20 protein-coding genes are annotated in these 22,318 nt (G+C 67.5%); 16 read left to right on the top strand and 4 right to left on the bottom strand.

The window, feature by feature from the left end:
- Nucleotides 1–2 precede the first annotated feature (2 nt).
- The 4 genes from J3U95_RS08585 to J3U95_RS08570 are packed head-to-tail and all read left to right on the top strand — an operon-like array spanning nucleotide 3 to nucleotide 5,850.
- Nucleotides 3–3,155: an efflux RND transporter permease subunit gene (locus J3U95_RS08585; RefSeq protein ID WP_208278186.1), complete on the top strand. Its 3,153-nt coding sequence runs from the start codon at nucleotides 3–5 to the stop codon at nucleotides 3,153–3,155.
- Entirely contained in the window at nucleotides 3,142–4,554 is a 1,413-nt protein-coding gene (locus tag J3U95_RS08580; RefSeq protein ID WP_208278185.1) for an efflux transporter outer membrane subunit, read from the top strand. Before J3U95_RS08585 ends, J3U95_RS08580 begins: the two co-directional genes overlap by 14 nt.
- A 25-nt stretch (nucleotides 4,555–4,579) precedes the next feature.
- Entirely contained in the window at nucleotides 4,580–5,188 is a 609-nt protein-coding gene (locus tag J3U95_RS08575; RefSeq protein WP_208278184.1) for a TetR/AcrR family transcriptional regulator, read from the top strand.
- A gap of 35 nt (nucleotides 5,189–5,223) precedes the next feature.
- Nucleotides 5,224–5,850: a TetR family transcriptional regulator gene (locus J3U95_RS08570; RefSeq protein WP_208278183.1), complete on the top strand. Its 627-nt coding sequence runs from the start codon at nucleotides 5,224–5,226 to the stop codon at nucleotides 5,848–5,850.
- Here J3U95_RS08570 and J3U95_RS08565 read toward each other — a convergent pair.
- Nucleotides 5,847–7,058, bottom strand: a complete 1,212-nt coding sequence (locus J3U95_RS08565; RefSeq protein WP_208278181.1) for a metal-dependent hydrolase — start codon at nucleotides 7,056–7,058, stop codon at nucleotides 5,847–5,849. The genes J3U95_RS08570 and J3U95_RS08565 overlap by 4 nt on opposite strands.
- Nucleotides 7,059–7,223: 165 nt before the next feature.
- On the opposite strand from J3U95_RS08565, the gene J3U95_RS08560 reads away from it, so the two are divergent.
- The 5 genes from J3U95_RS08560 (at nucleotide 7,224) to ccoS (ending at nucleotide 13,738) form a co-directional block, all read left to right on the top strand.
- Nucleotides 7,224–8,786: a methyl-accepting chemotaxis protein gene (locus J3U95_RS08560; protein ID WP_208278180.1), complete on the top strand. Its 1,563-nt coding sequence runs from the start codon at nucleotides 7,224–7,226 to the stop codon at nucleotides 8,784–8,786.
- A gap of 119 nt (nucleotides 8,787–8,905) precedes the next feature.
- Entirely contained in the window at nucleotides 8,906–10,354 is a 1,449-nt protein-coding gene (hemN, locus tag J3U95_RS08555) for an oxygen-independent coproporphyrinogen III oxidase (RefSeq protein WP_208278179.1), read from the top strand.
- 10 nt (nucleotides 10,355–10,364) lie between these two features.
- Nucleotides 10,365–11,138, top strand: coding sequence for a sulfite exporter TauE/SafE family protein (locus J3U95_RS08550; protein WP_208278178.1), 774 nt, complete (start codon nucleotides 10,365–10,367; stop codon nucleotides 11,136–11,138).
- Nucleotides 11,135–13,585: a heavy metal translocating P-type ATPase gene (locus tag J3U95_RS08545; protein ID WP_208278177.1), complete on the top strand. Its 2,451-nt coding sequence runs from the start codon at nucleotides 11,135–11,137 to the stop codon at nucleotides 13,583–13,585. The genes J3U95_RS08550 and J3U95_RS08545 overlap by 4 nt, the downstream gene beginning before the upstream one ends.
- A gap of 3 nt (nucleotides 13,586–13,588) precedes the next feature.
- A complete protein-coding gene (ccoS, locus tag J3U95_RS08540; protein WP_208278176.1) occupies nucleotides 13,589–13,738 on the top strand; it encodes a cbb3-type cytochrome oxidase assembly protein CcoS in 150 nt (49 codons plus the stop codon).
- An 80-nt stretch (nucleotides 13,739–13,818) separates the two neighbouring features.
- On the opposite strand, the gene J3U95_RS08535 is transcribed toward ccoS, so the two are convergent.
- Complete coding sequence (locus J3U95_RS08535) at nucleotides 13,819–14,217, bottom strand: TraR/DksA family transcriptional regulator (protein WP_208278175.1); 399 nt, start codon at nucleotides 14,215–14,217, stop codon at nucleotides 13,819–13,821.
- A gap of 256 nt (nucleotides 14,218–14,473) precedes the next feature.
- On the opposite strand from J3U95_RS08535, the gene ccoN reads away from it, so the two are divergent.
- Genes ccoN through J3U95_RS08505 form a run of 6 tightly spaced genes read left to right on the top strand, consistent with a single transcriptional unit; the run spans nucleotide 14,474 to nucleotide 19,679 of the window.
- Nucleotides 14,474–15,934 carry a cytochrome-c oxidase, cbb3-type subunit I gene (gene ccoN, locus J3U95_RS08530; protein ID WP_208278174.1) on the top strand — a complete coding sequence of 487 codons (1,461 nt, stop codon included), beginning with the start codon at nucleotides 14,474–14,476 and terminating at the stop codon, nucleotides 15,932–15,934.
- Nucleotides 15,935–15,952: 18 nt separating this feature from the next.
- On the top strand, nucleotides 15,953–16,567 hold the full coding sequence (ccoO, locus tag J3U95_RS08525; protein ID WP_208278173.1) for a cytochrome-c oxidase, cbb3-type subunit II: 615 nt from the start codon (nucleotides 15,953–15,955) through the stop codon (nucleotides 16,565–16,567).
- A gap of 1 nt (nucleotide 16,568) precedes the next feature.
- On the top strand, nucleotides 16,569–16,739 hold the full coding sequence (locus tag J3U95_RS08520) for a cbb3-type cytochrome oxidase subunit 3 (RefSeq protein ID WP_208278172.1): 171 nt from the start codon (nucleotides 16,569–16,571) through the stop codon (nucleotides 16,737–16,739).
- 1 nt (nucleotide 16,740) lies between these two features.
- Nucleotides 16,741–17,691 (top strand): cytochrome-c oxidase, cbb3-type subunit III, encoded by a 951-nt coding sequence (ccoP, locus tag J3U95_RS08515; RefSeq protein WP_208278171.1) that lies wholly within the window; start codon nucleotides 16,741–16,743, stop codon nucleotides 17,689–17,691.
- A complete protein-coding gene (gene ccoG / locus J3U95_RS08510) occupies nucleotides 17,688–19,097 on the top strand; it encodes a cytochrome c oxidase accessory protein CcoG (protein WP_208278170.1) in 1,410 nt (469 codons plus the stop codon). Before ccoP ends, ccoG begins: the two co-directional genes overlap by 4 nt.
- 24 nt (nucleotides 19,098–19,121) lie before the next feature.
- On the top strand, nucleotides 19,122–19,679 hold the full coding sequence (locus J3U95_RS08505; protein ID WP_208278169.1) for a FixH family protein: 558 nt from the start codon (nucleotides 19,122–19,124) through the stop codon (nucleotides 19,677–19,679).
- Here J3U95_RS08505 and J3U95_RS08500 read toward each other — a convergent pair.
- Complete coding sequence (locus tag J3U95_RS08500) at nucleotides 19,660–20,610, bottom strand: arsenic resistance protein (RefSeq protein ID WP_208278168.1); 951 nt, start codon at nucleotides 20,608–20,610, stop codon at nucleotides 19,660–19,662. The two genes, J3U95_RS08505 and J3U95_RS08500, sit on opposite strands and share 20 nt — an antisense overlap.
- Nucleotides 20,611–20,745: 135 nt before the next feature.
- Here J3U95_RS08500 and J3U95_RS08495 point away from each other — a divergent pair, with 135 nt between their 5' ends.
- A complete protein-coding gene (locus J3U95_RS08495; protein ID WP_208278167.1) occupies nucleotides 20,746–21,099 on the top strand; it encodes a hypothetical protein in 354 nt (117 codons plus the stop codon).
- Between the two features lie 4 nt (nucleotides 21,100–21,103).
- Here J3U95_RS08495 and J3U95_RS08490 read toward each other — a convergent pair whose 3' ends face one another.
- Nucleotides 21,104–22,126: a S41 family peptidase gene (locus J3U95_RS08490; protein WP_208278166.1), complete on the bottom strand. Its 1,023-nt coding sequence runs from the start codon at nucleotides 22,124–22,126 to the stop codon at nucleotides 21,104–21,106.
- Between the last annotated feature and the right edge of the window lie 192 nt (nucleotides 22,127–22,318).

Raw genomic sequence — 22,318 nt, 5'->3', positions numbered from 1 at the left:
AGATGGCACGTTATTTCATCGATCGGCCCATCTTCGCCTGGGTCATCGCGATCATCATCATGCTGGCCGGCGGCCTCGCCATGGTCAACCTGCCGGTGTCGATGTACCCGACCATCGCGCCGCCGACGGTCGAGATCCAGGCCACCTATCCGGGCGCCTCGGCCAAGGTGGTCGAGGACTCGGTGACCCAGATCATCGAGCAGAACATGAAGGGGCTGGACGGCCTGCTGTACATGTCGTCCAACAGCTCGGCCAACGGCCAGGGCAGCCTGACCTTGACGTTCTCGAACGAGACCGATCCCGACACCGCGCAGGTCCAGGTGCAGAACAAGCTGCAGCTGGCCATGCCGTTGCTGCCGCAGGAAGTGCAGCGCCAGGGCGTCAACGTCAGCAAGGCGGCTTCCGGCTTCCTGCAGGTGCTGGCCTTCGTGTCGGAAGACGGCAGCATGAGCCGCGACGACATCGCCGACTACGTGTCGGCGACCCTGGTCGACCCGCTGAGCCGCGTGCCGGGCATCGGCAACCTGCAGGTCTGGGGCGGCAAGTACGCGATGCGGATCTGGCTCGACCCGGCCAAGCTCGAAACCTTCAACCTGGCCACCACCGACGTGGTGGCCGCGATCCAGGCCCAGAACGCCCAGGTCGCGGTGGGCCAGCTGGGCGGGGCGCCGGTGGTCGAGTTCCAGCAGCTCAACGCCACGATCCAGGCCCAGGACCGGCTGCAGACGCCGGAACAGTTCCGCGAGATCGTCGTGCGCAGCAATCCGGACGGCTCGGCCCTGTTGCTGGGCGACGTCGCGCGGGTCGAGATGGGCGCCGAAACCTATGAGTTCATGACTCACCTGAACGGCAAGGCCGCCACCGGCCTCGCGCTCTCGCTGGCCACCGGCGCCAATGCGCTGGACGCGGCCGAGGGCGTGAACGCCGAAGTCGAGCGCCTGTCGCAATTCTTCCCGCCGGGACTGAAGGCGGTGGTGGCGTTCGACACCACGCCATTTGTGAAAGTGTCGATCGAGGGCGTGGTCAAGACGCTGATCGAAGCGATCGTGCTGGTGTTCCTGGTGATGTACCTGTTCCTGCAGAACTTCCGCGCCACCCTGATCCCGACCATCGCGGTGCCGGTGGTGTTGCTGGGCACCTTCGGCCTGCTGGCCGCGATGGGCTTCTCGGTCAATATGCTGACCATGTTCGCGATGGTGCTGGCGATCGGCCTGCTGGTCGACGACGCCATCGTGGTGGTCGAGAACGTCGAGCGCATCATGTCCGAGGAGGGCCTGAGCCCGAAGGAGGCGGCGCGCAAGTCGATGGACCAGATCACCGGCGCCCTGGTCGGCATCGGCATGGTGCTGTCGGCGGTGTTCGTGCCGATGGCCTTCATGACCGGCTCCACCGGCATCATCTATCGCCAGTTCACGGCCACCATCGTGTCGGCCATGGCGCTGTCGGTGCTGGTCGCGATCGTGCTCACCCCGGCCCTGTGCGCCACCATGCTCAAGCCGGTCGAGAAGGGCCACCACGGTCCCAAGAAGGGATTCTTCGGCTGGTTCAACCGCAAGTTCGACGCCGGCAGCGCGCGCTACCAGCGCGGCGTGAAGGGCATCCTGAATCGAAGCGGTCGCTTCCTCGCCATCTTCGCCCTGCTGGCTGCGGTGATGGGCGTGCTGTTCGTGCGTATGCCGAGCTCCTTCCTGCCGCCCGAGGACCAGGGCGTGCTGCTGGCGATGGTGCAGGCTCCGGTCGGCGCCACCCAGATGCGCACGATGGAATCGATCCGCAAGCTCGAGCACCACTTCATGAACGAGGAAAAGGACAGCGTCGAAACGGTGTTCACGGTGCAGGGCTTCAGCTTCGCCGGCGCCGGCCAGTCGAACGGCCTGGCCTTCATCCGCCTCAAGGATTGGGGCCTGCGCAAGGATGCCGAGATGAGCATCGACGCGATCGCCGGCCGCGCCATGGGCGCCTTCGCCGGGATCCAGGATTCGCTGATCTTCGCCTTCGCCCCGCCGGCCGTTCCCGAGCTGGGCGTGGCGGCCGGTTTCAGCTTCTTCCTGCAGGATAACGCCCAGCAGGGTCACGAGGCGCTGCTCGCGGCGCGCAACCAGTTGCTGGGGGCGGCGGCGAAGAGCGACCTCTTGACCAACGTGCGTCCCAATGGCCAGGAAGACACGCCGCAGCTGCGCGTGATCGTCGACAAGAAGAAGGCGTCCGCGCTGGGCGTGCAGATCGCCGACATCAACTCGACCCTGTCGACCGCCTGGGGCGGCCAATACATCGACGACTTCGTCGACCGCGGCCGGGTCAAGCGCGTCTACGTGCAGGCCGATGCGCAATTCCGCATGACGCCGGAAGACTTCAAGCGCTGGACCGTCCGCGCCGGCAATGGCGAGATGGTGCCGTTCTCGGCCTTCGCCAGCACCCGCTGGGACTATGGCCCCCAGCGCCTGGAGCGCTACGACGGCGTGCCGGCGATGGAAATCCAGGGAGAAGGCCGTCCCGGCGTGAGCTCGGGCGCGGCGATGGAAGAGATCGAGCGCCTGGCGCGCGAGCTTCCGCCCGGCTTCAACGTCGAGTGGACCGCGCTGTCGTACCAGGAACGCCAGGCCGGCGACCAGACCACGATGCTGTACACCTTGTCGCTGCTGGTCGTGTTCCTGTGCCTGGCCGCGCTGTACGAGAGCTGGAGCGTGCCGACCGCGGTGCTGCTGGTGGCGCCGCTGGGCATCCTGGGCACGGTGCTGGCCAATACCCTGCTGGGCATGAACCGCGACGTCTACTTCCAGGTCGCGATGCTCACCACCGTGGGCCTGACCAGCAAGAACGCGATCCTGATCGTGGAATTCGCCAAGGAAAACGTGGAAAAGGGCATGGAGCTAGTGGAAGCGACGATGCACGCCGTGCGCGACCGCCTGCGTCCGATCATCATGACCTCGCTGGCCTTCGGCCTGGGCGTGCTGCCGCTGGCGCTGGCCTCGGGCGCAGGCGCCGGCGCGCAGCGTGCGATCGGCACCGGCGTGGTGGGCGGCATGCTGGTCGGCACCATGCTGGGCGTGTTCTTCATCCCGCTGTTCTATGTCGTGGTCCAGCGCCTGTTCAAGCGCAAGAAAGCGGTCGATCCCCAACCAGCCACCGGAGCCGTGCAACATGAGCAAGCTTAATCTCTCACCGATCATGCTGGCGCTGTCCCTGGCGCTGGGTGGCTGCGGCATGCTGCAGCCCGAGTTGCCGCAGGCGCAGGCGAACATCCCGTTCGCCTGGCCGGAGGCACCCACGGCCGCTGCGGATGCGGCGCCGGCCGACAGCATCGGCTGGCGCGACTTTTTCGCCGATCCCAGGCTGGTGCGGATCATCGCCACTGCCCTGGAAAACAACCGCGACCTGCGCGAAGCGGCGCTGAACGTGGAACGCACCCGCGCCCAGTACCAGCTGCAGCGCGCCGATCGCCTGCCGTCGGTGGGCATCAGCGTCAGCGGGCAGCGCTATGGCGGGTCGGCGGCGGCCACCGGCGCGACCCCGGACGTCTATACCGCCGGTGTCGGGATCTCGGCCTTCGAGCTGGACCTGTTCGGACGCGTGCGCAACCTGTCCGACGCCGCACTGCAGCAGTATTTCGCCCAGGAGGAAGCGCGCCGCGCCGTGCAGATCAGCCTGGTCGGCGAGATTGCCAGCGTCTACCTGACCCTGGCGGCAGACGTCGCGTCGCAGCGGGCGGCCCAGGCCACCCTCGAGGACCAGGTCGCGCTGTTCGAGTTGATCAAAAAACGCCAGGCGATCGGCGCGGTGTCCGGCCTCGACGTCGAACAGGCGCGCACCACGGTGGAGACGGCGCGCGCCGACGCTGCCCAGTTCGCGGGCCTGGTGGCCACCGGCCGCCATGCGCTGGCCTTGCTGGCCGGCGCGCCGGTCGAAGACACCTTGCTGCCGGACGGCTTCGACCTCGGCGTGTCGGGCCTCTCACCGTTGCCGGTCGGGCTGGCCTCGAACGTGCTGCTGCGCCGCCCCGATGTGCGCCAGGCCGAACACCTGCTGCGCGCGGCCAATGCCAATATCGGCGCCGCGCGCGCCGCCTTCTTCCCGTCGATCAGCCTGACCGGCCTGTACGGCTCGGCCAGCGGCGAGCTCGATGGCCTGTTCGAGTCGGGCACGCGCTTCTGGAGCTTCACCCCCACCGTGAACATCCCGATCTTCCAGGGCGGACGCCTGACGGCGCAGCTGGGGATGGCCACAGCGGATCGCGACATCGCGCTGGCGCGCTACGAGAAATCGATCCAGGCCGGTTTCCGCGATGTGGCGGACGCGCTGGCCCTGACCCGCACGCTGGACGCGCGCCGGGCGGCCAGCCAGGCGCTCCTGGATGCAGCCGAGCGCACCCACCGACTGTCGAAAGAGCGTTATGATCGTGGCCTCGACAGTTACCTGGTCCTGCTCGACGCCCAGCGCACCCTGTATTCGGCACAGCAGGGCCTGATCGCCGCCCAGCTGGCCGAGCAGGACAACCGGATCAGGCTGTATCGGGTACTGGGCGGCGGCTGGAACGAACGGATGGAAGGCAGTTAGCAATATGGAGCAGGAGAGCACGCGAATGCAGTCGACGCGGACGAGCGACCGGGCGCAGGCCCAAAAGGACCGGATCCTGAATGCGGCCGAAAAAGCTTTCATCGAGCATGGTTTCCATGCCGCCGGCATGGCGCTGATCGCGGCCGAGGCCGAGATGAGCCCGGGACTGATCTACCGCTACTACCCGGGCAAGCACGACATCATCCTGGCGATCATCGAGCGCCAGCTCGAAGAGAACCGGGCCGGCATTCGCGAGCTCTATCACAGCGGCTTGGACGTGCCGCAGGCGATGTACGAAACCTATACGCATTGGCGCAACGCCGACCCGCGCGAGATGAACGTGGCCCTGTTCGCCGAGACCAGCGCCGAGGCGACCCGCAGCGCCTCGCTGGCCGAGGCGGTCGCGCAGTCCGACCGCGCCGTGCGCGAAGACCTGGAACGCTGGCTGGCGACCCCGCGCTCGGAAGGCGGGGGCGGCGTGCCCGAAGACCAGGTGCGGGTGAACTCGCTGGCGCTGCTGTATTTCATGAACGGACTCGCGATCGCCGCGGTCCGCGATCCCGGCTTCGATCCGGACACCGTCAAGGCCACCATCTTCCACTTCATGAAGGGATTGTTTCCTTCGCTGGTGTGAGCTGGATGGGCGGCCTGGCGCCAAGATAGAGAGACATGGTTCGTAAAACAAAAGAAGAGGCGCTGGAGACGCGCCGCCGCATCCTGGAAGCGGCTATCGCCGTATTCGACAAGCGCAGCTGGAAGGACGTGACCCTGGAAGACGTGGCGAACGCCGCCGGCGTGACGCGCGGCGCCGTCTACTGGCATTTCGCCGGCAAGGAATGCCTGTTCGACGCGGTCTGCAAGGCCACGCCGCTGCCGGCCGAATTGATCGACGCCGGCATCGACGCCTGGTGCGGCGACGATCCGCTGGGCCACTTCCGCGAAGCCTGCCTGGCGGTGCTGGCCGAAGCGGCGTCGCACGACGGTGCGGCCGACGTTTTTTCAGCGCCGTCGAACCGCGAGGAATTGCTCGACCCGGCCGGCAGCCTGTTGCTGCGCCATCGGGCCTCGGTCGAGCGTTCGCGCCAGTCGCTGCAGCGGGTGCTGCGGGCGGCGATCGACAAGGGCCAGTTGCCCAAAACGCTGGACACCGAACTTGGCGCGCGCCTGTTGCACGGCATCGTGGCCGGGCTGCTCGGTGACTGGCTGCTCAATCCGGGCAGCTTCGATCTCGCCGCCGATGGCGAGCGCGCGCTCGACGCGGCGCTCGTCATGCTCCAGGCGCCGTCGCTGCACTAATCGAGCAAGTCCTGGCGCGGCCGCTCCCATTGCGGCACCGGCGCCGGGCACGGCCGGTCCGCCATGTCGGCGTAGGGCAGGGTCGAGAAATTATCGACCCCGGGCGCGCTGAAGCGGATATCGGTCGCCTTGCCGTCGATCAGCGAGGGCACGCGCGCGAAGCGCAGCCAGCCGTCGAAGTGGCAGTTATCCTGCTGCAGCGCGCGCAGCCCAGCCAGGCTGCGGTCTTCCTTGTATTTCCACGACAGCGTGCGCTGCACGGCGCCCGGCTCGCCGCCGAAGCGCGCCGGGCAGGCGGCGACGTCGCTCACGCCTGGCGCCAGGCTCAGTGCGCCGATGCGCACCGCATAGCTGCCGGCGCCGCCGTTGTCGGTGATGGTCGCGAACGACCAGCACAGGGGATTCGAGGGGAAGGCCGACAACGGCATGTCGAGGATGCGGCTGCCCGGCTCGAGCTGGGCGAGCGCCGACCGGATCTGCTCGCGCGCCAGGTGGCCGGCCACGCCCTGCACCGCGATGAAGCCGAGGCAGGCCACGATCGCGGTGACCAGGCCGGCCGACCCGCCACGGCGCGCCATCACGGCGACGACAGCCGCCACCATCAGCAGGCCAGCCAGCGAACCCCACTGCAGGAAGCCCATATAGGTAAACAGCACCGGCGCGGCCAGGATCAGGGCCGCGAACAGCCAGCGCAGCACCCGGTTCGGCGCCAGCAAGGCCAGCGCGACCCCGAGCGCGGTCCAGAACACCGGCTCGATGATGAACACCATGTCGCCGTACAGCCAGCGCGAGTCGAGCGGGTGGAAGGGGTGCACGCCATACACGTTCAGGAAGTCGAGCGACAGGTGCAGCACCATCCCGAGCGCGGCGGTGGCCAGCACCGCGCGGCGCGCCGTGCGGTCGTCGCGCATCAGGCTCCGCGCGCCCGGCCACAACAGCCACATCAGGCCGAGCAGCAGCGCGATCTGGGGCAGGGCATACAGCAGCGTGTGGGTATGGCCGCGATGGTGCAGCAGATAGCCGAGCGGCGGCGCCAGCAAGGGCGTGAGCACCAGGTCCAGGTCGGGGAAATTGCTGGCCAGCGCGCCGGTGGCGAGCAGGACGCGGCGGCGCGTGCGCGCTTTATGAGGATCGGGATGGGCCGGCAGGGCGCGGTCGGCGAGTTCGCCCAGCGCCAGGCCCACCAGGGAGTGAGTGAGATTGTCCATCCCACAAGTTTACCGTGAAAGCAAGACATTGAAGCAAATCAAGATTCTCTTGGTTACATAGCACGGTGGACCATCGCATTTTTGATGCAGGTCATATTTTTCGCATTTGCTCGTGGTTAGAATGCAAGAAACTTTATTTCTCAAAAGCAATAAGGAGCGAGCACAGTGCGCAATAACCAGCCAGTCACCGGAACCGAATACGTCATGCAGCCGGGACAGTCGATCGTCTCGAAGACCGATACCAAGGGCCGCATCACCTACGTCAACCCCAGCTTCGTCGACGTCAGCGGGTTCAGCGAAGGCGAACTGCTGGGCAAGGCCCACAATATGGTGCGCCACCCCGACATGCCGCCCGAAGCCTTTGCCGACTTGTGGGCGACCCTGCAGGCGGGCGAACCCTGGACCGGCCTGGTCAAGAATCGCCGCAAGAACGGCGACTTCTACTGGGTGGTGGCGAACGTGGTGCCGATCCAGGAGCGCGGCCGCGTGACCGGCTATATGTCGGTGCGCACCGCGCCCAGCCGCCAGCAGATCGAGCAGGCCGACCGGCTGTACCGCCAGATCCGCGCCGGCGGGGCCCGCGGCCTGGGCATCGTGCGCGGCCAGGTGGTGCGCACCGGCTGGCGCCGGCGCCTGAATCTCCTGGCCGCCCTGCGCGAGCTGCCGCTGCGCCAGCGCCTGGGCTGGATGATGGGGGGCCAGGCCCTGCTGTTGTCCGCGCTCGGGGCGGCCGCAGATGGCCCGGTCTGGCGCGTGCTCGCCGGCGCCGGCGTGCTGGCCTCGCTGGCGGTCTGGTATGAGCTCAACCGCAGTATCGCGCGGCCCCTGCAGGATGCCGTCTCGACCGTCCATGCGCTGGCCGGCGGCGACCTGGCGCGCCCCGTCCCGACGCCCGGCGGCGGGGAGATCGGCCGCCTGCAGCTGGCGCTGCGCCAGCTGAACATCAACCTGACGGCGATCATGGGCGACGTGCGCGACAACGTCAGCTCGATCGAACTCGCCACCCGCGCGATCGCCGCCGGCAATGCCGACCTGGCCAGCCGTACCGAAGCCCAGGCCGCCAGCCTGGAGCAGACCGCGAGCAGCCTGGGCAATATCGCGCGCGCCGCCGGCCGCAATACCGACAGCGCGGTGCAGGCCGACGGCATGGTGCTGGCCGCCACCACGGTGGCCGGCCAGGGCGGCCAGGCGGTCGAGCGGGTCGGCCAGACCATGGACCGGATCAGCGGCTCGGCGAATCGCATCGGCGACATCATCGGCCTGATCGACGGCATCGCTTTCCAGACCAATCTGCTGGCGCTGAATGCGGCGGTGGAGGCGGCCAGGGCCGGCGAGCAGGGACGCGGCTTCGCCGTCGTGGCCGGAGAGGTGCGCAGCCTGGCCCAGCGCACCGCCGGCGCCGCCAAGGAGATCAAGGGACTGATCGAGGTCTCCAGCGGCCACGTGGGAGAGGGCGCCGAACTGGTCGGCCAGGCCGGCCAGACCATGCGCGCGGTAGTCGACCAGGTGGCCGAGGCGGCCGCCATCATGAGCGCGATCACCGCCGCCAGCCGAGAACAGGCCCAGGACATCCTGGGCGTCAATGCCGCCATGAGCGAGCTGGACGCGATCACGCGCCAGAACGCCGCCCAGGTCGAGGAATCGGCCGTGTCCTCTAGCAGCGTGGCCGATGAAGCGGCGCGCCTGTCGCTGGCTTTGTCCGTGTTCAAGTTCAAGCACTGCGGCTAGCGCAACTCTTCCATATTTGATGCATGTCAAGGATTTGCGTGAAGCAGATCAATAAACTGACAGCTAATCGTGCCACTTTGCATTTCCGCAAAGTGGCCAGCAGCTGGAGTACCTCAGTCATGTTCGCAGAAGTGCAAGCGGCGCCCCCCGTGCCGGTCCCCGCGCAGTCCCCCATCGTGCTCCACCCGGTCGTCGAATTCGATGGCGACCTGCTGGCCCGGCTCGGCAAGTCCGGCCCCCGTTACACTTCCTACCCGACCGCCGATCGCTTCAGCCCCGAATTCGGCTACCGCGACTACCTGCACGCGGTGGCCAGCGTGCGCACCCGCGGCAAGCGTCCGCTGTCGCTGTACCTGCACATCCCGTTCTGCGAAAGCGTCTGCTACTACTGCGCCTGCAACAAGATCGTCACCAGGCGCCGCGACAAGGCAGCGACCTACCTGTCTTACCTGAAGCGCGAGGTCGAGATGCAGGGCTTGCTGTTCGCCGGGATGAACGAGGTCGAGCAGCTGCACTTCGGCGGCGGCACCCCCACTTACCTGTCGGACGAGCAGATGGGCGAGCTGATGAATCACCTGCGGCGCTGCTTCAGCTTCGCGCCAGACGAGCGCGGTGAATATTCGATCGAGGTCGACCCGCGCACCGTCTCGACCGAACGCGTGCACAGCCTGCGGCGCCAGGGTTTCAACCGGATCAGCCTGGGCGTACAGGATTTCGACCCGGACGTGCAGAAGGCGGTCAACCGGGTCCAGCCCGAGGCCGAGACGGTGGCGATCATCGACGCCGCGCGCGCCGCGGGTTTCCGTTCGGTGAGCATCGACCTGATCTACGGCCTGCCGAAGCAGACCCTGGCCAGCATGACGCAAACCCTGGACAAGGTGATCAAGGCCAGCCCGGACCGCATCTCGGTCTACCACTACGCCCACATGCCGCACCTGTTCAAGCCGCAGCGGCGCATCCTGCAAGAGGACATGCCGGACAGCGACACCAAGCTCAGGATGCTCCAGCTGTGCATCGAGCGCCTCGGCGCGGCCGGCTATGTGTACATCGGCATGGACCATTTCGCCAAGCCGGACGACGACCTGGCCGTGGCCCAGCGCCAGGGCCGCCTGCACCGCAACTTCCAGGGCTACTCGACCCATGCCGACGCCGACCTGGTGGCGTGCGGCGTGTCGAGCATCGGCGCGGTGGGCGCCACCTACAGCCAGAACGTCAAGACGCTCGACGAATACTACGACCTGATCGACCAGAACGAGTTGCCGGTACAGCGCGGCATTCGCCTGTCGATGGACGACGCGCTGCGGCGCGCGATCATCCAGAAGCTGATGTGCCAGTTCGAGCTGTCGATCCCGGCCATCGAGCAGGCTTTCCCAATCGCTTTCGACCAGCATTTCGCCACCGAACTGGCCGCGCTGCGCAGGATGCAGGACGACGGCCTGGTGCAGGTGGGGCCGGAGTGGCTGACCGTCACGATGAAGGGCCGCCTGTTGATCCGTAACGTGTGCATGGTGTTCGACCGCTACCTTGCCCGGCCGGGCGAGGGCCCGCGCCATTCACAAACCGTGTAAAAGGCCAGCCATGAGCGGCGTCAGCCTGTTTCCCGTGTTTCTGGTCGGCCTGGCCGGCAGCGTGCACTGCGCCGGCATGTGCGGCGGAATCGTCGGCGCGCTGTCGCTGCCGCGTCCGCGTGCGCCGGCCATGCGGGAGCCGGCTTTCCCGGTGCCGGTGCGCAGCAGCACCGCGAGTGCAGGCGCCTCGCTGACCTGGGTCGGGGCCTATAACGCAGGGCGCATCGCCAGCTACATGACGGCCGGCGCACTGGCCGGGGGATTGGCCGGCAACGCAGCCTCGCTGGCGTCAATGCCGGCCCTGCAGGTAGGCTTCTACTGGGCCGCGAACCTGATGCTGGTGGCGCTGGGGCTGTTCCTGATGGACGCCTGGCGCGGCCTGGCCCGCGTCGAGGGGGCCGGCCAGGCATTGTGGCGCCATCTCGCCCCGCTGCTGCGGAAGGTGAACGGCGCCAGGGCTGGCGGCGGGCGCATGTTCGCGCTCGGCGCCCTGTGGGGCTGGCTGCCGTGCGGGATGGTGTACAGCGTGCTGGTGACGGCCATGCTGAGCGGCTCGGCGCTGGGGGGCGCCGGCGTGATGCTGGCGTTCGGCCTGGGCACGCTGCCGATGCTCGCCGCGCTCGGCCTGGCGGGCGGCCGGCTGCGCGTCCTGATGGCGCGGCGGGCGGTGCGCCTGTGCTGCGGGCTGGCGATCCTGGCCTTCGGCATCCTCGGCCTGGCGCGCGCCGCCGGCGGGCTGCCGGCCGGCTGGATGCACGAGCTGTGCCTCGGGAGTCCGACATGAGCGCCGTCCTCAAGGAAGCGGTGCGCGACGCGGCCGGAGCGAGCGCGGCGCGCACGCAGCCCGCCGGGTGCTTCCACTGCGGCCTGCCGGTGCCGCACGACAGCGCCTGGCAAGCCACGATCGACGGCAAGGTGGAGCGCATGTGCTGTCCCGGCTGCGCGGCGGCGGCCCGGGCCATCGTCGACGGCGGCTTCGCCGACTATTATGCGACCCGCACCGCCTACGCCGCCCAGGCCGACCTCGAGGCCGCCAATGCGCCCGAGCTCGACCTGGTCGACGACGGTGATTTCGATGGCTCGGCCAGCTTCACGGTGGAGGGCATCCGCTGCGCCGCCTGCGTGTGGCTGATCGAGCGCCGCCTGCAGGATTTGCCCGGGGTGCTGGACGTCAGCCTGAACGTGGCTACCGAGCGCCTGTTCGTGCGCTGGGATCCGTCCGGCTGCCGCCCGAGCAGCATCCTGCGCACCCTTCGCGCGATCGGCTACACCGCCTATCCCTACGATGCGCGGCGCCACGGCGAGCAGCTCGAGCGCGCGCGCAAGAAGCTGTTCCGCCAGCTGTTCGTGGCCGGCCTGTCGATGATGCAGGTGATGATGTATGCGGTGCCGGTATACATGGCCGACGAGGGCACGATGGATGCAACGATGACGGCGCTGATGCACTGGGCCTCGTTCTTCCTGACCCTGCCGGCGGTGCTGTATTCGGCCCAGCCTTTCTTCAGCGGGGCCTGGCGCGACCTGCGGCGCGGCATGCCGGGCATGGACGTTCCGGTCGCGCTCGGGATCGGCGCCGCCTTCGCTGGCAGCCTGCAGGCGCTGATGTCCGGGCAGGGCGACGTGTACTTCGATTCGGTGACCATGTTCGTGTTCCTGCTGCTGGGCAGCCGCTACCTCGAACTGGGCGCGCGCCGCAAGGCGGCCGGCGCGCTCGAGCGCCTGCAGCAGGGCCTGCCGCCGTCGGCGCTGCGCCTGCGCGGCGATCCGCAGTTGCGTGACACTGAACTGGTGACGGCCAGCAGCCTGCGGGTGGGCGACCTGGTGCTGGTGCGCGCCGGCCAGGCGGCGCCGGCCGACGGCATGATCGTCGAAGGCGACACCGACGTGGACCTGGCGCTCCTGACCGGCGAGAGTCGTACGCAGCGCCGCGGCGTGGGCGACCTGGTGCCGGGCGGCGCGGTCAATGCGGCCGACGCCATCGTATTGCGCGTCACCTCGACCGCCAACGACAGCTTGCTTTCGATGCTGGTGCGGCTGGTCGAACGCGCGGGGCAGGGTAAACCAGCGCTGGCCTTGTGGGCCGACCGGGTGGCGGCCTGGTTCGTGCTCGGCTTGCTGGTGCTGACCGTGCTGGCTTATTTCGCCTGGCTGCAGGTGGACCCGACCCGGGCCTGGCAGGTGGCGATCGCGGTGCTGGTGGTGTCGTGCCCGTGCGCGCTGTCGCTAGCCACGCCGACCGCGCTGGCCGCCGCTACTGACCGGCTGCTCCGGCGCGGCGTGCTGTCGGTGCAGCCGCACACGCTGGAAACCTTCGACCGCGCCACCCACGTGGTGTTCGACAAGACCGGCACGCTCACCCATGGCCGCCCGGTGCTGCGCCAGACGCTGTCGGTGGGCAGCCTGGCCGGCTTCGACTGCCTGCGCATCGCCGCCGCGCTGGAGGCCGACAATCCGCATCCGCTGGCGCTGGGGATCCGCGAAGCGATCATTGCACAGCCCGGCGAAGCCGCGCGCGCCGAACGCACGCAGTTCACGGTCGGGCAGGGCGTCGAGGGCTGGGTCGATGGACGTTACTACCGCCTGGGCAGCGCCGCCTGGGTCGCCGGCGTGGCCGGCGGCGTGGCGCGCGCCGCGGCGCCGGTGGGCACCACCTCGGTCTGGCTCGGCAACAGCGAAGGCTGGCTGGCGCGCTTCGACCTGGCCGACGGCCTGCGGGCCGACGCCGCCGACGTGGTGCGCCGTATCCGCGCCAGCGGCAAGACCGTGATCCTGCTCAGCGGCGACGAGCAGCATGCGGCGCAGGCCGTGGCGGCCCGCCTGGGCATCTCGACCGCCATCGGCGGCAAGCTGCCGCAGGAAAAGCTGGCCTATGTGCGGCGCCTGCAGCAGGACGGGGCGATCGTGGCGATGGTCGGCGACGGCATCAACGATGCGGCGGTGCTGCGCGGGGCCGACGTCTCGTTCGCGATGGGCCGCGGGGCCGAACTGGCGCAGCTGCATGCCGACGGCGTGCTGATGGGCGACAGCCTGGCGCCGCTGGCCGACACGCTGGACACGGCGCGCCGCACCCTGGCGGTGATCCGCCAGAACCTGACCTGGGCCACGGTCTACAACGTGGCGGCGATTCCGGCAGCGGCGACGGGTTTGTTGAATCCCTGGCTGGCGGGGATCGGCATGGCGGCCAGTTCGGCGGTGGTCGTGCTCAATGCGCTGCGCTTGCGAAAGGACTAGACGATGGAAGCCTTGTATTTGCTGGTGCCGCTCAGCGTGGTGGTGGTGGGCGTGGCCTTGTGGGTATTCTTTGGAGCGGCCGAGAGCGGGCAGTTCGACGATCTGGAGGGGCCGGCGTATCGTGTCTTGCAGGATGACGATCGCGGCGGATGATGCGTGCCGATCGCGGTGCGAGCCGGCGTTGAACGCGTGGACGGCGTAGCCGCCCACCCTACAGCATCAACGCTGGTAACTCACATGGACGGACCGCGCCCGGTATGGGTTTCCTTCTCGATGCGGTCCTGGCATTCGATGCAGGAGCGCACCGTCGGCGTGGCCAGCAGGCGTGCATCGGGGATCTCGCGGCCGCACGACTCGCAGATGCCGGCGCCGCCAGCCTCGAGCTTGCCGAGGGCGACGTCGATCTCGTGCAGCGTGTTGGCATCGTGTTCGGCCAGGTGGACTTCGTCGTGGCCGATCATCTCGGCGGTATTGCGGTCGTCGCCTTGCGCTTCATGCGCGAGCGGGCCGATCGGCGGCGTGTCGCCCTCGTCGGCCGTGGTGCGCGCGCGGACGGCGCCGAGCAGGTCTTCACGCGCCGCGTTCAGGCGCTTGGACATTTCTTCGTGAACGGATTGGGAAAGAGGCGGCATAGCGATTCCTTATTGGTTGGTGAGGAAAAGCCCCCCGGACTATGGCGGGCCGTCTAGTTTTGGACCTGATTCATCTCAAAACGATGCCCGTGGAATCGTGGAAGAAAGCGTCGCAGCTCTGAGCACAACAAGGCTACAACAGACGTTCCCCATACTCTATCCATCAAGGAACATTTTGATACACATCAAGGATTTTTGAGGTTCGTAAACGCACACTCCTGACTGTCACTCAATCGTGTCATTTCAGGAGAGCATCTTGGACAGCAGTCTAAACTATAACTACAAGATCGTGCGCCAGTTTGCCATTGCGACCGTGGTCTGGGGCGTGATCGGCATGGCGGCAGGGGTGTTCATCGCGGCCCAGCTGGCCTGGCCCGCGCTTAACTTCGATATCCCATGGCTCAGCTACGGACGCTTGCGTCCGCTGCACACCAACGCGGTGATTTTCGCCTTCGGCATTTGCGGCCTGTTCGCTACTTCGTACTACGTGGTGCAGCGCACCTGCCAGGTCCGCCTGTTCTCGGACAAGCTGGCCTCGTTCACCTTCTGGGGCTGGCAGGCGGTGCTGCTGTGCGCCGCGGTCACGCTGCCGATGGGCTTCACGCGCGGCAAGGAGTACGCCGAACTCGAATGGCCGATCTCGATCCTGATCGCCATCGTCTGGGTCGCCTACGCCGTGGTGTTCTTCGGCACCATCGTCAAGCGCAAGGTCAAGCACATCTACGTCGCCAACTGGTTCTTCGGGGCCTTCATCCTGGCGGTGGCCATCCTGCACATCGTGAACGGCATGACCTCGCCGGCCTCGCTGATGAAATCGTATTCGGTCTATTCGGGCGTGCAGGACGCCATGATCCAGTGGTGGTACGGCCATAACGCGGTCGGCTTCATCCTCACCGCCGGCTACCTGGGCATGGTCTATTACTTCATTCCGAAGCAGGCCGAGCGCCCGGTGTACTCGTACCGCCTGTCGATCGTGCACTTCTGGGCCCTGATCTTCACCTATATGTGGGCCGGTCCGCACCACCTGCACTACACCGCGCTGCCCGACTGGACGCAATCGCTGGGCATGGTGTTCTCGATCATCCTGCTGGCGCCGTCGTGGGGCGGCATGATCAACGGGATCATGACCCTGTCGGGCGCCTGGCACAAGCTGCGCTCCGACCCGCTGCTGAAATTCATGATCGTCTCGCTGTCGTTCTACGGCATGGCCACCTTCGAGGGCCCGATGATGTCGATCAAGACCATCAACGCGCTGTCGCACTACACCGACTGGACCGTCGCCCACGTCCACGCCGGCGCCCTGGGCTGGGTCGGCTTCATCACGATGGGTTCGATCTACTACATCATCCCACGCGTCGCTGGCAAGAAGCAGATGCATAGCGTCTCAATGGTTGAAACCCATTTTTGGGTGGCGACCATCGGCGTCGTCCTTTACATCGCCTCGATGTGGATCGCCGGCGTGATGCAGGGCCTGATGTGGCGCGCGGTGAATGCTGACGGCACCCTGACCTATACCTTCGCCGAGAGCGTCAAGGCCACCTGGCCCTATTACGTGATCCGCGTCACCGGCGGCGCGCTGTACCTGTGCGGCATGGTGCTGATGGCCTGGAATACCTGGATGACGATGCGCGGCACGAAGAGCGTCGACGTCCCGATCCCGGTCGGGCCGAAGAATCCGCGCGGCATGAACGAAGCCGAGCACGTCGTCCCAGCCTAAAGAAACCAGGAGTTTGCAATGAAATTCACCCATGAGTGGATCGAAAAGAATGTGTGGCTGCTGATCGGCCTCGTCCTGCTGGTCATCTCCTTCGGCGGCCTGGTCGAGATCGTGCCGCTGTTCTTCCAGAAGTCGACCACCGAACCGGTCGCCGGCCTGAAACCGTATTCGCCGCTGCGCCTGGCCGGCCGCGACGTCTACATCCGCGAGGGCTGCTACGGCTGCCACTCGCAGATGATCCGGCCGTTCCGCGCCGAGACCGAGCGCTATGGCCACTACTCGGTGGCCGGCGAGTCGGTCTACGAGCACCCGTTCCAGTGGGGCTCCAAGCGCACCGGCCCCGACCTGGCGCGCGTGGGCGGCCGCTACAGCGACGAATGGCACCGCACCCACCTCGACAATCCGCGCGACGTGGTGCCCGAGTCGAATATGCCGGCCTACCCATGGCTGGCCACGACCAAGCTGGTCCCGGGCGAGATCATGCCGAAGATGCGCGCGCTGCAGCGCGTCGGCGTGCCCTATACCGACGCGGAGATCGCGGAAGCACCGAAAGACCTGGTCGACAAGACCGAGCAGGACGCGCTGGTCGCCTACCTGCAGGGGCTGGGCACCCAGATCAAGACAAGGAATTGAGATGGCACTCCAACAAATATTCGACGACGCCAGCAGCGTCATGACCGTCATCAGCTTCGCGACCTTCATGGGCATCGTGGGCTGGACTTACCTGCTGCACAAGGGCAGCGACTTCGACGCGGCGGCTTATCTGCCGTTCGCCGACGACACCAACGAAGGTGGGGAGCATTGACATGGCCGACTTCTTCAACGATTTCTGGCACTACTACGTTGCGGTGATCACGATCCTGTCGATCGCCGGCTGCGCCATCCTGCTGTGGTCGCAGTCCAAGTTCAAGGTCAGGCTCGATGCCGACGGCAAGCCGCAGCAGACCACCGGCCACGTGTGGGACGAAGACCTCACGGAGCTGAACACGCCGATGCCGCGCTGGTGGATCATCCTGTTCTGGCTGTCGATCCTGTTCGCCGCCGCCTACCTGGTGATGTATCCGGGCCTGGGCGCCTGGCGCGGCACCCTGGGCTGGAACCAGGTGGGCGAGTACCAGGCCGAGCTGAAGCAGGCGAGAGCCGAATACGGACCGCTGTTCGAGCAGTACAAGAAGCTCGACCTGAAAGCGGTGGCCGCCGATCCGCAGGCCCACGCGATCGGCGAGCGCCTGTTCCTGACCTACTGCTCGCAATGCCACGGCTCGGATGCGCGCGGCAGCAAGGGCTTCCCGAACCTGGCGGACAACGACTGGCTGCATGGCGGCGAGCCGGACGTCATCAAGACCACGATCATGAATGGTCGCACCGGCATGATGCCGCCGATGGGCGCGGCGCTGGGCTCGGACAAGGACGTCGAGAGCGTGGCCCACTACGTGCGTTCGCTGTCGGGCCTGTCGGCCGATCCGATCAAGGTCGCCTTCGGCAAGCCGAAGTTCGCCACCTGCGTGGCCTGCCACGGCGCCGAAGGCAAGGGCAACACGATGCTGGGCGCGCCGAACCTGGCCGACAAGACCTGGCTGTATGGCGGCAGCGTGGAGACCGTGATGGAGACGATCCGCAAGGGCCGCACCAACACCATGCCGGCCTTCGGCGACTTCCTCGGCGAAGAGAAAGTCCACGTGCTGGCGGCCTATGTATGGAGCCTGTCCAATCCGACCGCCCCCGCCAACGCGACGAAAGCGACGGCAGCAAAATGAACGACCCCGCTGGAGCGCCGCGCGAAGCGATCGTCCGCATGTACGCCGCGCGGGAAGACATCTTCCCGCGCGAGATCAAGGGCCGCTATGCGACGCTGCGCTGGGCCTGCGTCTGGTTGACGCAGATCCTGTTCTACGGCCTGCCATGGCTGAACATGAACGGCCGCCAGGCCGTCCTGTTCGACCTGGCAAGCCGCAAGTTCTACCTGTTCGGCATGGTGTTCTGGCCGCAGGACTTCATTTACCTGGCGGCGTTGCTGATCGTGTGCGCCTATGGCCTGTTCCTGGTGACGGCGGTGGCGGGCCGCGTGTGGTGCGGCTTCGCCTGCCCGCAGACGGTCTATACCGAGATCTTCCTCTGGATCGAACGCAAGATCGAAGGCTCGCGCAGCAGCCAGATGCGGCTCGCGCGCCAGCCATGGAATGCGGAGAAGGTCGCCAAGCGCGGCGTCAAGCACCTGGCGTGGGGCGCGGTCGCGCTGTGGACCGGCTTTACCTTCGTCGGCTACTTCGCCCCGATCCGCTCGCTGGGCGGCGAGATCGCGGCCTTTGGCCTGGGGCCGTGGGAAACCTTCTGGATCCTGTTCTACGCCTTCGCCACCTACGGCAACGCCGGCTGGCTGCGCGAGCAGGTCTGCAAGTATATGTGCCCGTATGCGCGCTTCCAGAGCGCGATGTTCGACAAGGACACCCTGATCGTCACCTACGACGTCGCGCGCGGCGAACCGCGCAACGGCCGTCGCAAGGGCGAGGCCCAGGCGCTCGCCGGCAAGAGCGGCGACTGCATCGACTGCAGCCTGTGCGTGCAGGTGTGCCCGACCGGGATCGACATCCGCAAGGGTCTGCAATACGAGTGCATCGGCTGCGCCGCCTGCGTCGACGCCTGCAATATCGTGATGGACAAGGTGCAGAGACCGCGCGGCCTGATCCGCTATGCGACCGAGAACGGCCTGGCGCAGAAGCTCGGTGCGCACGAGATCCGGCGCCGCATGCTGCGTCCGCGCGTGCTGGTCTACAGCGCGGTGCTGGCGATGCTGGTGACGGCGATGGGCACCTCGCTGGGGCTGCGCAACCCGCTCAAGCTGGACGTGATCCGCGACCGTGGCTCGATGGGGCGCGAAGTCGACGATGGCCGCATCGAGAACGTGTACCGGCTGCAGGTGATGAACACGAGCGAGGCGTCGCAGACGCTGCAGGTGAGCGTGAGCGGCATTCCCTCGGCCGTGGTGGTGGACGACGGGGCCATCGCAATGGACGGCGCCACCACGCGCGCGGTGCCGGTGCGGGTGCGCATCGACCAGGGCGCCGGCAAGCCGGGGTCGAACAAGATCGATTTCACGGTGCGCTCGCTGAGCGATCCGGACCTGAGCGTGAGCGAGGGCGCGGCCTTTATTGTACCTAAATGAGCGTTCCGAAGTGAGCAGGCTGATATGAGCAAGGAGAAGGATATGCAATCGACCAATCCCAACTATTCCGGGGGCACCGCGGCGCCGTGGTACAAGCACCGCTGGCCGTGGTTCCTGATGATCGGCCCGGTGGCCGTGATGATCGGCACCGGCGTCTCGGCCTGGCTCGGCGCGCAGCAGCCCGATGCGATGGTGGTGGCCGACTACTACAAGCAGGGCAAGGCCATCAACCAGGACCTGCGGCGCGACCGCGTCGCCACCGAGCTGGCGCTGACCTTCGAGGCCAGCCACGATGCGAAGGCGGGACGCCTGAACGGCCGCCTGGCCAGCGGCGGCCAGCCGGTGGTGGCGCCATTCCACATCCGGCTGGCGCATCCGACCCTGCCGGAGCGCGACCTGGAGCTGGAGGCGCTGCCAGACGCCCAGGGCCGCTTCTCGGCCGCGCTGCCGATCCTCGAGCCGACCCACTGGCAGGTGGTGGTGGAGGGCGCGGCGCGCGACTGGCGGCTGGCGCGCAGCTGGAGTCCGGCGAAGCAGGGGCTGCTCGTGATCGAGGCCGACGCTAGCCCAGACGCGCGATGAGGCGCACGTAGATCAGCTCCGCGACCAGCTCCACCAGCGTCTGCGTCACGATGATCGCCGGCAGCAGCGGCACCGCGTCCGGGACGGCCAGCGCCAGCGGCAGCACCACCAGCGAATTGCGGGTGGCGCCGCTGAAGGCGACTGCGCGCCCTGCGGGCGGCGCCAGGCGGAACAGGCGCGCCACCAGCCAGCCGGCGGGCGGGGCCAGCAGCGCAAAGACGATATAGACCGGCGCCACCCGCAGCGCCGCATCGAGCGCCTGGCCGAGCTGCGGCAGCACCGACGCCACCACGATGAACAGCACCAGCACCGTTGCCGGCACCGGCAGCAGGCCAAGGATTGTCGAAGCGCGTGCGCCGGCCTGATTGCGTGCGGCCCAGAGCTGCAGCGCGACCGCCAACAGCAGCGGCACGGCGATCAGCCACACGAAAGCGTCGATGAAGGGACCCGGCTGGACCAGGCCGGCCGCGCTGTCGCCGAGAAGGATGCGCAGGTAGAGCGGCAGCATCAGCATCTGCGCGACCAGCAGGACGGGCGTCGCCGCCAGCAGCAGGCGCGCATCGGCGCGGCCGAGGTGAGAAAACGTCACCACGTAGTCGATGCAGGGTGCCAGCAGCACCAGCAAGACGCCTATCCGAATCAGCGGATCGTCCGGCACGAAGGGCAGCAGGCCGGCGACCAGCAGCGGAATCACGGCGAAGTTGGTCACCAGGAGCGCGCCCAGGAAGCGCGTGTGGGTAAACGCGCGTCCCAGTTCGGCCAGCGGCACCTGCAGGAAGGTCACGAACAGCATGAAGGCGAGGGCGGGGTTGACCGCGGACTCCAGCGCCGTGGTCCCCGGCAGCGCCAGCGCCGCCAGCGCGGCCAGCGCCACTGTCGCGAAATAGATCCCGACCTGATTGTTTTCCAGCTTGTCCCTGATGTGCTGCATGCGGTGTCGTCGCTTTCGTCGTGGAGGATGGCAAGCCTGTGCAGACCCGCCAGGCGGGCATTATACGGAGCGCGGACCTGCACCGGGGTGGTCGTGAGGTAAGATGCGGTCCAATGCGATTCAGCGGGAGAGGAAGTGCGGTACCGGAACTTGTTGTTGTACTGGCTGGCGATCGGCGTGCTCGGGATGCTCGCGTTTCGCGTGCCCCTGGCCGGCTTCGCGCTGGGTATCGGCGCGCTGCTGTACTTCGTCTATGCGATTCCCTACTGGCTGCTGTTCGTGGTGTTCTTCCACCAGCGTCCGTACAGCCGCATGGTGTTCGGCATGACGCGCCGCACCTTCGCCATCAGGCTGGCGATCGGCGCCGCGGTGGTGTGCGTCGGCAGCCTGCTGGTGGGGTGGAAGGTGCTGGCTTGCCTTGGCGCGGCGGTGCTGTATTACTGCGGCGAGATCGAACTCAAGGACCGGATGATCGCCGCGGCCGAATGACACGTCATTGGCGACACAAGGGCGAGGCCTGGGACGCCCATTCGGCCGCCTCGCGCACCGTGTCGGCATGGGGGGCGCCGGTCGTGGCGGGCACTTGCGGCGGGATGCCGCCGCGGATCGGCGCCGCGTCGCCGAGGGCGTAGCGCGACGTCGTCAGCAGCAGCACCGAGCCGTCCGGCAGCGCGTGGCTCCTGTTCGCGGTGGTCGAGCCCTGCGAGGTGTGGCCGAAAGTCCGTACCCGCTCGCCTTCGCCCAGCAGGGCCACGAGCAGCATCTCGCCGGCGCTCGAGGTCTTGCCGTCGACGACGACAGCGAGCGGCTGGCCTGAAAAGCGCACGAGCGGATTGCGGGCGTCGCCGCCGAAATACGCCTGCATGCCCGGCAGCTGCTGGGGGTCGAACAGGCGTCCTCGCACGCCGTCGCGCCTGACGAGGACCGCGCGGTTGGCCTGGCTCAGCAGGGGATGCATGGTCATCAGGATGGGCCAGGCATTGCCGCCGTATTGCACACCGAGGTCGACCACCAGCGCGCAGCTGCGGGCCGCGTCCGGCAGGGCCGCGTAGTCGGCGGCGAAGCGCTGCACGAACAGCGGCCCCTCGGTCTTGAGGTCGCCGTAGGATTGGGGCGGCGTCCAGTGCAGGACCTGGCCATGCGCCGTCGGGACCAGCGCGAACGAGGACATGCGCGCCGCGGTGCGCGCCACCGAAAAGTCCTGCCTGAACTGCCGATCCACGACGGGCGGGAAGATCATGGTGTGGCCGTCCGCATCGAGCGTTTGCAGCATCGCCGTGACGTGCCGGAACAGCGCTTGACGGTCGACCCGTTCGCCCGTGCCGTCGAGCGCGGCCAGGAGGCGGGCCCTGGCGGCCGCGTACTCGTCCTGGCTGCGCGGATACAGGCCGTCGGCTTCCACCAGCTCGATCGTCTTTTGCACGACGGCGCGCGCGGTTGCAGCAGGGATGGGATCGGCCATGCCGGGCGCCTCCGCCCGCGCCGGCGGCGCCAGCAGCAGCACGATGACTACCATGCCATTTCCAACTACGCGATATCTACGCATCCCACGCCGCTCCATCATATGGTCGAGCCGATAGCGTAGCTGCGGATCGTCATGCAGTGAGAGTAATTGTTGACCAGTTGTAACCGCCTTGGGCTTGTGTCGTACGTACGCAGTCCAACAACATCCGCACCGTTGAACTCGTTGTTGAACTGTTACTTACAT

Origin of the sequence: Massilia oculi, assembly GCF_017582745.1 — a bacterium.
Classification (GTDB): domain Bacteria; phylum Pseudomonadota; class Gammaproteobacteria; order Burkholderiales; family Burkholderiaceae_D; genus Telluria; species Telluria oculi_A.
Note: the sequence above shows the minus strand (reverse complement) of the source record. Positions and strands in the feature narration are given on the sequence as shown.